The 13,533-nt window shown below is 60.5% G+C and carries 6 protein-coding genes, 5 pseudogenes and 1 other annotated feature; of the genes and pseudogenes, 6 read left to right on the top strand and 5 right to left on the bottom strand.

The genetic code is table 11. From position 1 onward, the window contains the following. Nucleotides 1–421 precede the first annotated feature (421 nt). From HAP47_RS34870 to HAP47_RS34860, 3 genes and pseudogenes are all read left to right on the top strand, one after another. Nucleotides 422–685 (top strand): glycosyl hydrolase family 28 protein, encoded by a 264-nt coding sequence (locus HAP47_RS34870; protein WP_231168586.1) that lies wholly within the window; start codon nucleotides 422–424, stop codon nucleotides 683–685. A 184-nt stretch (nucleotides 686–869) separates the two neighbouring features. Continuing rightward, nucleotides 870–1,634: pseudogene (locus tag HAP47_RS34865) on the top strand (IS5 family transposase). Nucleotides 1,635–2,014: 380 nt separating this feature from the next. Next, complete coding sequence (locus HAP47_RS34860; protein ID WP_173640789.1) at nucleotides 2,015–2,317, top strand: hypothetical protein; 303 nt, start codon at nucleotides 2,015–2,017, stop codon at nucleotides 2,315–2,317. Nucleotides 2,318–2,376: 59 nt separating this feature from the next. Here the strand turns inward: HAP47_RS34860 and HAP47_RS34855 are convergent, their stop codons facing one another. Continuing rightward, the gene (locus HAP47_RS34855) at nucleotides 2,377–6,606 is read right to left on the bottom strand and encodes a Ulp1 family isopeptidase (protein ID WP_176396265.1); all 4,230 of its coding nucleotides are present in this window, start codon (nucleotides 6,604–6,606) and stop codon (nucleotides 2,377–2,379) included. 332 nt (nucleotides 6,607–6,938) lie between these two features. Between HAP47_RS34855 and HAP47_RS34850 the strand changes: the two are divergent. After that, nucleotides 6,939–7,842 (top strand): annotated as a pseudogene (locus HAP47_RS34850) (IS3 family transposase); the annotation flags it as partial. After that, nucleotides 7,222–7,339, top strand: a sequence feature (AL1L pseudoknot). It overlaps the preceding pseudogene by 118 nt. Here the strand turns inward: HAP47_RS34850 and HAP47_RS34845 are convergent. The 4 genes and pseudogenes from HAP47_RS34845 to HAP47_RS34830 all read right to left on the bottom strand — a co-directional run. After that, nucleotides 7,825–8,240, bottom strand: a pseudogene (locus HAP47_RS34845) (IS110 family transposase); the annotation flags it as partial. The pseudogenes HAP47_RS34850 and HAP47_RS34845 sit on opposite strands and share 18 nt — an antisense overlap. 125 nt (nucleotides 8,241–8,365) lie before the next feature. Continuing rightward, on the bottom strand, nucleotides 8,366–9,250 hold the full coding sequence (locus HAP47_RS34840; RefSeq protein WP_173640790.1) for a hypothetical protein: 885 nt from the start codon (nucleotides 9,248–9,250) through the stop codon (nucleotides 8,366–8,368). A 1-nt stretch (nucleotide 9,251) separates the two neighbouring features. Beyond that, entirely contained in the window at nucleotides 9,252–9,758 is a 507-nt protein-coding gene (locus HAP47_RS34835) for a hypothetical protein (RefSeq protein WP_210285310.1), read from the bottom strand. 395 nt (nucleotides 9,759–10,153) lie between these two features. Next, entirely contained in the window at nucleotides 10,154–11,743 is a 1,590-nt protein-coding gene (locus HAP47_RS34830) for an acyl-CoA dehydrogenase family protein (protein ID WP_176396267.1), read from the bottom strand. 144 nt (nucleotides 11,744–11,887) lie between these two features. On the opposite strand from HAP47_RS34830, the pseudogene HAP47_RS34825 reads away from it, so the two are divergent. Both HAP47_RS34825 and HAP47_RS34820 read left to right on the top strand, forming a co-directional pair. Beyond that, nucleotides 11,888–12,635, top strand: a pseudogene (locus tag HAP47_RS34825) (transposase); the annotation flags it as partial. Beyond that, nucleotides 12,621–13,500, top strand: a pseudogene (locus HAP47_RS34820) (IS630 family transposase); the annotation flags it as partial. The pseudogenes HAP47_RS34825 and HAP47_RS34820, both read left to right, overlap by 15 nt. Between the last annotated feature and the right edge of the window lie 33 nt (nucleotides 13,501–13,533).

Genomic DNA, 13,533 nt, shown 5'->3' with positions numbered 1-13,533 from the left:
CAAAGTCAAGCTCCTTCGCGCGCGATCGGATGTGGCCAGGTACCAAGCAGAATTGACAGAGCTCGAGCAAACGCCGAAGCGTGAAGACGGCTCATCGATCTGCTCTGGGACACTTCAGCGCACGTGCGCAGGAGGTCGGAGAGCATAACGTGCGACCACGTCAATTGGAGCCTGTCTTGGATCCCGCTAACCTGCGAGCGGATGCTGGGGGCAGCGTCCGACCGAGCGACAGCTGGAAGTAGGCTGCCAACCGGGTCTTCGCAACAGGGGCTTGGCTTGGTGCAATGGCTGAGCGGTGTAGAGCGCAAGAATTCGCGCACAAGTGCAAGTGGCGAGAAGCCAAGCCACGAACGCTCACGCGCGTGACAAGTGTTGGGATCAGCCGTTTTGACCGGCTCATCTTTGTTCGCTCACAAGCAAGGTGCTGTCGCCGGGTTGCAAGGTTCACGCCTCGCGCCGCCGCGCTCAGACTGAGAGCGGCAATCAGAACGCCCCGCGTTTGATCCAGATCGATCAGGCGCAGAACATCACGTTCTATGGTGTCACGCTACGCAATGCGCCCAATTTCCACGTCGGGATGAACAGGGTCGGAGGTGCCACCTTTTGGGGGGGCTCACGATCGGTGCGCCGGCCGAGGCCCGCAACACCGACGGCATCGACCCTGGCGCAGGCCCATAGGCGCTAAAATAGGATTGCGTGTTGAATTTGTATGTGATTCCAAGAAGGGATGAGACACGAATCGCTTGTGAACGAAGACTTTGCGCGTGTTGTTGCTCGGCTTGGTGGGGCTGAGGCTCTAGGTGGTTTGGACTCTAGGGATTTCCTTTTAGGCGCAAATCAGATTCAAGACTGCTTTTGGGGAGGCAGTCTTGGGTGTGATGGACCGTTTGGTATTGAGCGACGCGGCTTGGGAGCGGATGGCACCGCTGATTATAGGTCGCCCCGACCAGAAGGGCTCCACTGGGCGCGACAATCGGATGTTCGTGGAAGGTGTACTTTGGATTGTTCGCACGGGCTCTCCCTGGCGTGATCTCCCGGAGGCGTTCGGGGGATTGGAACAGCGTGTTCCGGCGCTTCAGTCGATGGAGCATCAAGGGCGTCTGGTGGCGGATCTTCGAGGCGATGTCCGATGATCCGGACTTCGAATATCTGATCGTCGATTCGACCATCGTCCGGGCGCATCAGCACGCCGCCGGCGCCAAAAAAGGGGGGCTGAAGATCAGGCGATCGGCCGCTCGCGCGGGGGGCTGAGCACCAAGATACATATGGCCGTTCGTGGCTTGGGATGTCCCGTACGGTTCGCGCTGACCGCAGGCCAGAAGGGCGATGCACCGCAAGCTGCCGCATTGATCGAGGGACTACCTGCCGAGGTCGTCATGGCCGATACGGCCTATGACGCCGATCATTTGCGCCAAGCCATCGCCGCCAAGGGCGCGCTCGCCGTCATCCCCAACAACCCGTCACGCGCACTCAAATACCCGCTGGACAAGCACCTCTATGCCCAGCGTCACCTCGTCGAATGCTGCTTCTCAAAGCTCAAGCAGTTCCGCCGCGTCGCAACCCGCTTCGAAAAGACCGCCCGAAATTACCTAGCCGTCGTCACTCTCGCAGCCATCGTTCTTTGGATGCGGTAAGTGTCCACACGACCTAGAGGTTGGCGCGCGCGAGACGAAGGCGTTTGTTCGTCCGCGCGAGATCACCAATGGGGTTGATTTGCTGCGGCTGATACTTGCGTATTGTCTGGGCACGCGGGGTCTGCGGCTGACGGCGGCGTGGGCGACGTCGGTGGGCCTTGTCGGCATCTCCAACGTGGCTTTGTTGTATCGCTTGCGTCAGTCCGGAGATTGGCTGGCGCAACTGATAGGTCAGGCACTTGCGAGTGGTGCGCCGAAGGCAAGCCGCGGTCGGCTGATCCGCATCGTTGATGCCACGACGGTCCCCAAAGCGGGACCGAGGGCGGGCAAAACAACGCAGTGTGGCGTATCCACAGTGCGTCGATGCCGGCGCGGACTTCGTGATCCGCGCGGGCTGGAAGAGCGCGCGTTGGCTGGATCGCAACGGCAACCTTGTCGGTCTCATCGCAGAGCTGCGCAAGGCCTTGGCAGGCGGCATGATCGATCGACCGATCTGGATAGAGCGCAAGTCCGGCGCGCAACCGCTTGCTGTGCGCTTGGTCGCGGTCAAAAAGCCGGCGCATGCGGCCGCGGAGGCGCGACGCAAGGCACGCAAGACAGCCCAGAAGGGAGGCCATCAACTCTCCAGGCAAACGCTTGAGGCCGCTGATTGGGTAATCCTGGCGACCTCGCTCAAGGGCTAGGACTTCACGGCTGCTGACGTCATTGCCCTCTACCGGTTGCGATGGCGGATTGAGCGACATCAGCCCCCGAGTCGGTTCTGCAGCGCCTGCCGATTGGCAACGAGGCTGCTGAGGTTCAGCAGGTGTGGTGCTCGTCCTTGCTCCAATTGCCTAACCAGCGCCCGCGTGCCGTCGACCACGAAGACGCCGCAATCGTAAGTGTTCAGCTGCTGGGTCATGCCGCGTGACTCCAGGCGGGCGCCCAGCCTTGCTGCGAGCTCTGCTGCGGGCGTGTTGTTGTATTCCCCCATGGAGTCGTAGCGATAGGCAACCGGCCTTTCGCGGTCGCGGCGATCAACAAACAGCAACGACCAATGGGTGCCGGGGAGATTCGTAGCACGGGCATTGTTCACTGGCAGGAACAGGAAGTCGGCTGTGTCGTCACCATTCTGATCATGGACGATGCGCTGGAATGCGCGTAGCATTTCGCTCTCGGTGCCCAAGCGCAGGCTAACAAGGGTTATGAGAGGATCCACGAACCGCGTCCGGGCGGCGAGATTCGGATTGTCCCCCCCCAACTCTTGCGCCAGGAGCTGGTAATCTCTCAGGACATGCTCGTCGCCCAGCCATTCCGTGTCCTCGAGCACCAGCCCGCGGCCGTGAGGCGAGGCTGTCGGACCTAAAGCCCCGATCTGAGCATCGTAGGAGGTGCTCGGAAACGCCGGCACAGAATTAACATCGCCGCGTGATTCAGACGGCGTGGCCGCAGTCAGATCAACCAATGGAGGACCGCCGTAGGTGCTTGAGCGAGCCCCGGCAGCCTGCGCTGGCTCAAAGTGAGCATCGTCGCGCAACTCGGACGGTGTCGGCGCATTCAGAGCAAGAAATGGCTCAAGACCAGCGTAGATGTCTGAGGGAGCCCTGGTAGAGTGCGCTGGCGCAAAGTGAGCGTCGTCGCCCAACTCGGACGGTGTCGGCGCATTCAGAGCAAGAAATGGCTCAAGACCAGCGTAGGTGCTTGAACGAGCCCTGGCAGCCTGCGCTGGCGATGCTTCCAGCATCGGCCACATACTCCAATCAAAGTTGAGCGGCATCTGCGGCGACCAGGTTGAGGCGGACCAGGCAGGTTCCTGCTGTCCAGCTTGGACTATGTCCTGCGCCTGCTCCGGGGGAACCCCGGGCCACGGTGGGCCGTCTTCCACCATCAAACGCAGATCCTGATTATAACCTTCCGGGAGGACCAATGGCCGACTGACAGCTCGCTGCAGCGCCGTGGCATCTTGGTACCCACTCCCCTGCATCGTCGGCTGCGCCTGCCATGGCGATGCACCCAGTTGATGGGTGGGGGCCGACGTCAGCAGGCGACCGCCTGAAGCGACGATCTCGCTCAGTTGCCGCTCAATGGCAACGCCGTGCAGATTGTCTAGGGTCCTCGGCCTCTTCGCTGGCCTCAATTCAGCTGTGTCATGCTCATCGTTGATGACGACCTCCTCGCTTGGCAGGAGGTTGCTCTTGGCAAGTGCACCGATCGGCTCGTCCGGGAACTGCTGGCGGTCGGAGCCCCAATTCAAGGGACGAATGGACTCTCCGGGATCCGATGACTGGTCATGGCGCGCGGCTGGCTCAAGAAGAGATGACGACGGGCCGGGTTCGTCCATCAGCTCCCAAAGCAAATCCTGATCGTAGCCTTCTACAGGAAGCAGCTCCTTTGGCCAACTGCCCGCGTCCTGCGACGCGCTGTGCTGCGCAGCGGCGCCGCCGACGGGCATCGGCTCCATCAGTGCCGCGTCTTCGGGATCAGGAACGGGGGAAATATGGCGCTCGCGCTCCATCGCTTTAGCGCCAGCCTGCGATTTTCGGAGATCAGCCAGTGCGGCACCGATATTCCGATTACCCCCGGCGTCCTTCCTATAGCTCTCGACATCTCCATCCAACGCCTTGCCGGAAAGCCGAGCCGCAATGCCCTTCTTGTTGTTTTCACGCAGGTAGTCACTGAAACTGTTAAGAACAACTGCATAGGTACGTACGGTACCTGTCGCAGCTTTGTTTTTGTACTCTTTGATGAGAGCCACGTCCTGGGGATAAGGATTCAGCTTAGCGCGGCCTGCGATCGGCACGATCCCGCCCGTCGACTGCGAGGTCCGGAGATGATCTATTGCCGCAAGGAGTTTCGCGGGATCACCCTTTCCGATGAACTCGCGCGCATCAATGGTCAACGACTCGTCGTCGAGCCGAGCAGCAATGCCCTTTTTGTCATTTTCGAAGAGCCAGCGGCCAAACCTGCGAAGAGAACCTGCATAATCCTTGGTGGTGGCTTCAGCGGCCCCGCCCTTGATGAGGGCCTCCTCAAGCTCCGAAATAAGGGGAGCGTCCTCGGAATAAAGAGGCTGCTTCCTGCGAACCCCAGTTGATCGAGCCGGCTGCAGCGCCGAGGACGGCGGGCCGGGTTCGTCCATCAGCCCCCAAAGCAAATCCTGATCGTGGGCTTCCGCAGGAAGCAGCTCCTCTGGCCAACTGCCAGCTTCCTGCGACGCGCGGTGCTCCGCAGCGGCGTCGCCGACCCGCCTCGGCTCCGTCAGGGCCGCGTCTTCGGGATCAGGAAAGGGGGAAATATGGCGCTCGAGCTCCATCGCCTTAGCGCCGGCCGACGATTTTCGGAGATGGGTCAGTGCGGCACCGATATTCCGATTACCCCCGGCGGCGTCTTTCCTATAGCTCTCGACATCTCCATCCAACGCCTTGCCGGAAAGCCGAGCAGCAATGCCCTTCTTGTTGTTTTCACGCAGGTAGTCACTGAAACTGTTAAGAACAACTGCATAGGTACTGGCGGTACCTGTCGTTGCTTCGTTTTTGTACTCTTTGATGAGAGCCGCGTCCTTGGGATACGGATTCAGCTTAGCGCGGTCTGCGATCGGCACGATTCCGCCCGTCGACTGCGAGGTCCGGAGATGATCTATTGCCTTAAGGAGTCTCGTGGGATTACCCTTTCCGAAGAACTCGCGCGCATCAATGGTCAACGACTCGTCGTCGAGCCGAGCAGCAATGGACTCTTTGTTATTTGCGACAAGCCAGCGGCCAAAGCTGCGAAGAGAATATACATTGGCCTTGGCGCTGATTTCGGTGGCCCCGCTCTTGATGAGGGCCTTCTCAAGCCCCGAAATAAGGGGACCATCCTCGGAATAAAGTGGCTGCTTCCTCTGCCTTCTCAAAACTCCAGTTGACTGAGCCGGCTGCAGCGCCGAGTGCGACGGACCGGGTTCGTCCATCAGCCCCAAAACCAAATCCTGATCGTAGCCTTCTGCAGGAAGCTTCTCTGGCCAACTGCCAGCTTCCTGCGACGCGCGGTGCTCCGCAGCGGCGTCGCTGACCCGCCTCGGCTCCATCAGGGCCGCGCGTTCGGGATCAGGACCGGGAGAAATATGGCGCTCGAGCTCCATCGCTTTAGCGCCGGCCCGCGATTTTCGGAGATGAGCCAGTGCGGCACCGATCCGCCTATTACCACCGACGTCCTTCTTATAGTCTCCGACATCTCCATCCAACGCCTTGCCGGAAAGCCGAGCAGCAATGCCCTTCTTGTTGTTTTTACGCAGGTAGTCACTGAAACTGCTAAGGGTAAATGCATAGGTACTGACGGTACCTGTCGTTGCTTCGTTTTTGTACTCTTCGATGAGAGCCGCGTCCTGGGGATAAGGATTCAGCTTAGCGCGGTCTGCGATCGGCACGATTCCGCCCGTCGACTGCGAGGTCCGGAGATGACCTATTGCCGTAAGGAGTCTCGTGGGATTACCCTTTCCGAAGAACTCGCACGCATCAACGGTCAACGACTCGTCGTCGAGCCGAGCAGCAATGGCCTGCTTTTTGTTTTCAAAGAGCCAGCGGCCCAATCTGAGAAGATGACCTACATTCTCCTTGGCAGTGCGTTTGACAGCCCCCCCTTTGATGAGGGCCTCCTCAAGCCCCAAAATAAGGTCAGCATCTTGGGAATAAAGAGGACGCCTGCGGGTACCGTAAACCTCTGCTGACTGGCCAGGCTGCAGCGCCGAGGCGCCTGGCATTGGCCCGCCGCCTCCATCCTGCGACGCTGGAGGGCATTCGTGCCCGCTCGCCTGCATGATGGGCTGCGCCTCCGATGGCGATGCGGCGACTTGATGGGGGGGGGCCTGCATCAGCACACCATCACCTGGACGGGTGATCTCGCTTAGCTGCCGCTCAAAGGCCGCCGCGTCTGTCGACGGGGACACCGGTGCAGTCTCTTGCTGGGCGGCGCTGTTCGATTGTTGCTGCAGTCGGCTAGTTGAGGTGAAATCCATCCGTTCTCACTTTCGAAGATGTAGGCGAATCAGAGCTCGGTTTGGATCTCATGCGCGGGGCAATCGAGACGGCAGCGCGGCGACCAAATCCGCGGCACAGAATGAGCTCTCAACGTTGGATCCAGCAACAAACCACCGTGGGTCCGAACCGTCCGCGCCGCAGGCAGTCGGCCACTCGGATGTTCTTCCCCACAATTTTTGCTATGAGAGGAAGCTGTCGAGTACCTGACGAGCGCTGTCGGGCGACGTAAAAATTGGCTCTGACTCACTTTTGTTGCAGTCTGAACCGCCCCGGGTTTGCCGGAGGCTCCAACTCCCGAGAGGATGGAGCCATGACGAGCAAGACGACGAACAAGTTTTCACCCGAGGTTCGGGCCCGTGCGGTTCGGATGGTTCCGGATCACGCCAGCGAGCACCCTTCGCGGTGGGCGGCGGTGAGATCGATTGCCGCCAAGATTGGCTGCACACCGCAGACGCTACATGACTGGGTCAAGAAGGTCGAGATCGACAGCGGACAGCGGACGGCGTTCCGACGGAGATGGCCGAGAAGCTGAAGGCCCTGGAACGGGAGAACCGTGAGCTTCGACAGGCCAACGAGATCCTGCGCAAGGCGAGCGCTTATTTTGCGATGGCGGAGCTCGACCGCCGGTCCAAGCCATGATCGCCTTCATTGACGATCATCGTGGGGCGCATGGGGTCGAGCCGATCTGTCGGGTGTTGCCTGATCGCCCCCTCGACCTACCACGCCCATGGGGCCAAACGGCGCGATCCCGCCAGGCTGTCGACGTGCGCCAAGCCGGACGCCGCACTGAAGATCGAGGTTCGGCGCGCCTTCGATCAAAACTTTTCCCTCTACGGCGTGCGCAAGGTCTGGTGCCAGCTCAAGCGCGAAGGCTTCGATGTTGCCCGTTGCACGGTGTCGCGACTTATGCGGAACATGGGTTTGCAAGGGTGATCCACGGCAAACCCATCAAGACCACGATCAGCGACAAGGCTGCGCCATGCCTGCTGGATCACGTCAATCGCCCGTTCAAGGCGCCAAGGCCGAACGTTCTCTGGCTCTCCGACTTCACGTATGTCGCGACCTGGACGGGTTTTGTCTACGTCGCCTTTGTCATCGACGCCTATGCCCGCAGGATTGTGGTTGCGGAGACGGCGCGGGCGCGGCTGATACATGCTCTACTGGCACGAGATCTCCACGACAAGCGCTATCGCCGAATCTCGAACCTTAGCCACGAGCCGGGATCTCGCGACAGTATCGCGCGGATCCTCTGACTTTCCTCGCTCTTGACTTTGACCTCTCGATACCAGCCAACCCGCACCAGCTCGGCCAGACCTCGAGCATCATTCTGATCGCTCTTGTTCATGCGTACCGACAAAGCCGCGTGGGCATGCCGAGCGTCGATGCAAACCACCGGAAGATCGACCCTGCGAAGTCCATGCCACAGCCAACTCGCCATTGCGCCGGTCTCAAAGCCGATGCGCTCCGCCTGTGGCGCCCGCTTGCGAAGCAGTGCCGTGAGCGCCCCCGGGTCGGGCTTGGCTTTCCCCTCGAACAAGACCTCGCCCGCTTCATTGACCACGCATACTGAAGTTTCTTTTTGCGAGACATCGAGTCCGACATATTGCTTCATGACAGCTTCTCCGAATCGGTTGATTGCGAGAGCTCGATTCTAATGGAGCTTTCGTGTCACGAGCGCTGACCGCAATTACGTCATCGTCTGCAATATTGGTCCCCGTATTGCCGCATCTGCGAATGTTACCCTGATGGCGCCATTGCCGATGACGATCCGATGTCGATTAATCGGTCGCGCCAGATGGCTTTCCCGGTTTGCTCGACGAGAGGGGCTGTGGGCGGGTCGGGCCCTACATAGCCCGAGCCGTCCAGAACCCCGGGCAATGGGGCAGCGGTTGTGGCGTCGTCGAGCGGGCCCTGGGCGACCAACCGTTCGGCAGCCCTCCGTCTGAGCGCCCTCAGCAGACGTTGCACAATCGAATGCTGTCTCTTTCCGAACTCCTCAGGGTATTTCTCGCGCAGCTGGCCGACAATTGCGAGCGCCGTCGGCTGCGGCTGCTCTGCGAGCCACGCTTCGATCGCGGCAATATGCGGGTCTAGCTTGGACGGCATTCGAACTCTGGTCTTATAGGGCCGACGAGTTCGCCGGTGCCTGGCACGCGGCTCGTCGACCGTCGCGGTCTTGCCGAGCGTCTTCGCGAACGTCGCCGCGGTCGCCGGCAGGATGCTAGTGTGAGCGGGTTGCAAGCCGCGCGCCTGTCCGGCACGACGATCGACACGAATGCCTAATTCCTCTTGGGTTGCGCGAATCTCCGCCAACAGCGCGACCGGATCGAGCGAGCGATACTGATCGCGTAGCCGTTTCTTCACGGCCGCGGTCACCTTGGGATGCGCCAAGGCACGCTCATAGGGCGTCGATGGGAGATGATAGCGCTTAATCACTTTAGCCCCTTCGCGACGCTTCTTCTTCAGCTTGAACGACGGCTGGAAGAAGTTGACGTAGAGCCGTGCCGCCGCATAGAGGCGGCCCATCATACGCGCCGTCTCGACGCCATCGAAGCGGCCATAGCCCATGAGGCGGCGGACGACGGCACCATTCGTCTGCTCGACAAACGCCTGATCGTTCATCTTATAGGCGCGCGAGCGAGTGACTTCGAGCTTCGCGACACCATGGCACGACGACATCGTTCATGAAGGCGCTGTCGTTGTCGAAGTCCACGCCGCGCAACAGCCAGGGGAACAGGCTCTGTGCGCGGTTGATCGCCTCGACGACGAGTGAACCTTCCCGCGTCAGCAACGGCAGGCACTCTGTCCAGCCGGTGGCGACATCGACCATCGTGAGAGTTTGGATGAACGAACCTGCCACCGACGTGCCGCCATGGGCGACCATGTCAACCTCGCAGAAGCCGGGCACCGGGCTGTTCCAGTCATTGAACGTGCGGATCAGGACTTCGCGCCGGATTGCCGAATAGAATCCGGCACGGCGCCGCCTGCCGCGGCTCGCCGCGATCTTCACATCGACGACCAGGCGATCGATGGTTGCGGGGCTGATCGAGAGAACACAGTCACGATCCGCCTGGCCAAGCTGCAATCGACCATGTTGCTCGAGGGCCGGCAGCAAGGTCGGGATCATCACTTTGAGCCGCTTGCCGCACACCCGATCCGACGCCTCCCACAGCGCCGTCAGCGCGTCCTTGATCGTCGCGCCATATCTGCGTCTTCGCTTTCTTGTTGCCTCGACCTGGCCCGGTCCAACCGTCTCGCGTCGCCGGAGCGCCCGCACCTCATACTTGCGATGCCAGCCCGTCGTCGCGCACAATGTGTTTTCAACGAGAAGCCTTAAGTACCATGAGTGAGGCTACCGTGGCGCCGTCCTCTCCCCGCCGGGACGCAAGCTGAGGCGCTCAGCGTTTTCTTCGAGCGGGCTTTCGGACGCCAAGCGTTCGCTGAGGAGAGCGAGCGTGAATCGGGACGTTCACAATGCCAGCAGTTATAAGACGGGCCTCCTCGCTCCCCTTGTTAGCTACGGGATCAGACATACTGCTCCAGCTTGAGGTAATCGCTCGTGAGGACAGGTGAGCGGATAGAAGAAGCTGCGTCTTGAAGGAAGGTATCCAGTGTCCGACTAGCGCGAACGCGGCCTTCGAAAGATAGCCGTGCCGGTGCGCGAGTACGGAGAGTTGCTAGTTCGGAACCAACAAGGTCAGCCGCGGCAGCGGCGCAATCTGAGGCGGAGAAGCAACCAGCAGACATGACTGCTTGTGCAAGTCCTAATGTGGTGAGCCAACCGGCATAGATGAGCACGGTACCATCTGTCTCATTGAGCCCAGAGAGTTCCTCAATTGCAGCAGCATGGACCGGCGCCGCACCAAGAGACAGAAAAAGATCGGCTATCTCATCACGCGTGGCCCTAGAGAGAAGGCAGCGGCCGAGATGTGATAGGAGCGTCTCTGTCGGACCTTCGAAGATGCGGAGAATGCGAGCGTCTCGATAGATTTTAGCTACAGGCGTTCCCTCATCGTAACCACGGCCCCCCAACAGCTGGAGGCATTGATCAGCGACGAGGCCGCACCACTCCGACGACAAAACCTTCGTTGCCGACGCAAGGTGGACATTGGGCGCGCCCTTCGCTGAGATAAGTCGGCAGGATGCAGCTAGCATTGCCTTCACTACTTCCCGCCGGAGCACCATTTGCCCGAATAGCTGCTCGATATAGCTGTTCTCAATCATGCGCAGCTTACCTAGTCGACGATGTCTTGCATATGAGGCTGCGACCTGGATAGCGCGCTCAAGGGCTCCAAGGCCCATCGCAGCCACACCGATGCGCCCGCGGTTCATACTGGATGCTGCTGTTCCCCAGCCGTCTTGATCGCGAGAAAGAACGTAAGCGCTCGGCACCTCGACATCCTTGAACTCCAAAGTATTCTGGATAATGCCACGTAGACCGAGTGTGCGATGCTCGTGTGTGACCATTAAGCCCGGAGCCTGCCTATCAACTAGTACACCAACGAGCCGACCTTTCACGTCGGGACCAGAGGCTCGTGCAAAGCAAACGATCCAGCGAGCCCAGTCAGCGAGGCCAATCCAAATTTTGCGGCCAGAGATGCGAACTCTATCCTCGTGCATGAAAGCCGAAGTCTCTATGTGCCGCGGGGCAGAGCCAGCCCCAGGCTCTGTCAAAGCGAAAGCGCAAAGGTCTCCGCGTGTTGCACCCCACATGACATGCCTTTGTTCAGGGATGCGCGGTGCTGCTTCGATGCAGGGCAAGGCCAGAAAGTTATGGATAACGAGGGTAGAGGCGGCCGAGATATCGAAGGATGCAGTGGCAGAGATGAGGTCGATGGCCTCTTGCAAGGGAAGAGCTAGTCCGCCGTGCTCTGTTCGTGTAGTGAGCCCGAACAGTCCGTGCCTTGCTAATATGCTGTGTAGGGTCGGAGGAAATGCCCGACGGTCATCCGCATCAGCGAAATTCAGCTGACTCAGGTCATCGATCAAACTGGTATATAGGGTAGGTACAGCACCTTCAGCTGTGCGTTCCTGCGCCTCCCCGAATGGAGAGTAAACTTGAGAGTACATAGCCATTAGTGCATAATGGATGAGCCCGCGCTTCGTGACAATCATCCCCGGGGCTAGCTCGATCACACAATGGTATATGTGGGTGGGAGCGTAGCATGAGCAGGCTGCTCTAGCAGGCTGTTGAAAAAGGTGCTCGCCGCCGACCAGCGACCGTGATTCATTGGCTCCGACGAGATTCGGAGATGGTGCGTGCGCGGCGGCGACAATCGAACGGGCGAGCTGTTCAGCTACGTTGATCTGGAGGCGGGTGCGGCGTGACCATCCGCTGCGAGCGATCCGGACGATCGCGAACGAGGCGCTGTCGACGCTGGAGCGCGAGTTTGCCGCGCTCTCTTCGCCGATTTGGCGGCCGTCGATCCAGCCGGAGAAGTTGCTGCGGGCGATGCTGTTGCAAGCGATCCGCTCGGAGCGGCTTTTGATCGAACGGCTGGAATACGACCTGCTGTTCCGCTGGTTCGTCGGAATTGGCGTCGACGACGGAGCCTGGGACCATTCGGTGTTCTCGAAAAACCGCGACCGGTTGCCGGAAGGCGACATCGCGGCCAAGTTCCTCGCGGCGGTGCTGGCGCAGCCCAAGGTGAAGAAGCTGCTGTCGAGCGATCACTTCTCGGTCGATGGCACGCTGATCGAGGCCTGGGCCTCGATGAAGAGCGTGAAGCCGAAGGATGGCTCTGGCGCGCCGCCGGCGCAAGGCGGCGGGCGCAACGCCGAAGCGGACTTCCATGGCCAGAAGCGCTCGAACGGCACCCATGCTTCGACCACCGATCGGGATGCCTGGCTTTACCGCAAGGGAAAGGGCAACGAAACGAAGCTGTGCTTCATCGGGCATGGGCTGATGGAGAACCGCCACGGCCTGCTGGTCGACGCCTGCCTGACGCGGGCCGACGGGCATGCCGAACGGGTGGCCGCGCTGCACCTGATCGAGCCGCGTCCCGGGGCGGAATGCAAACTCACGGCAAGGAAGAAGCCTTGCTGGTGGCGACAGCCTGCGCCAGTCCCCCAAAGGGCCGTGCCCGCTGGACGCTAAAGCTGCTGGCGGCTGCGATGGTCAAGCTCACCGAACACAAGAGCCTGTCGCACGAGACGGTTCGGCGGCGCCTGGCCGAGAATGGCCTCAAGCCCTGGCGCAAAGACATGTGGTGCATTCCGCAGGTCGGCGGCGAATACGTCGCCCGCATGGAGGATGTGCTCGACCTCTATGCCGAGGTGCCCGACTCCAGACGGCCAGTGGTGTGCTTCGACGAAAGCCCGGTGCAACTCATCGGCGAGGTGCGTCAGCCCATTCCGGCCAAGCCCGGCCACCTCGAACGTTACGATTATGAGTATCGTCGCAATGGCACGGTCAATCTCTTCGTTCTCTTCGACGTGCATCGCCCCTGGCGCAAGGTCAAGGTCACCGAGCGGCACGAGATTACGCCCAATGCATGCGTGATCTCGTCGACATCCATTATCCCGACGCCGAGATCATCCGGGTCGTCCAGGACAATTTATCGACCCACTCCGCCGGCGCCCTCTATCAGGCGTTCCCGCCCGCCGAAGCCAGGCGGATTTTGCGACGGCTCGAGTTCCACTACACCCCAAAGCACGCAAGTTGGCTCAACATGGTCGAGATCGAAATCGGCGTCCTGCGAGGCCAGTGCCTGGATCGCAGGATTGACGACCCCAAGCGACTGCGCCGCGAAATCACCGCCTGGGAACGACAACGAAATGCCGCCCGCTCCCGCATCAAATGGGTGTTCACAACAGACAAGGCTCGCGCCAAAATGGCAGGCGCCTATCCCGCCACTTCCAAAGAGTCATAATCACTGTGACGAGGTACTAGACGCAGATCTCAC

Source organism: Bradyrhizobium sp. 41S5 (assembly GCF_011516665.3).
GTDB lineage: Bacteria > Pseudomonadota > Alphaproteobacteria > Rhizobiales > Xanthobacteraceae > Bradyrhizobium > Bradyrhizobium quebecense.
Note: the sequence above shows the minus strand (reverse complement) of the source record. Positions and strands in the feature narration are given on the sequence as shown.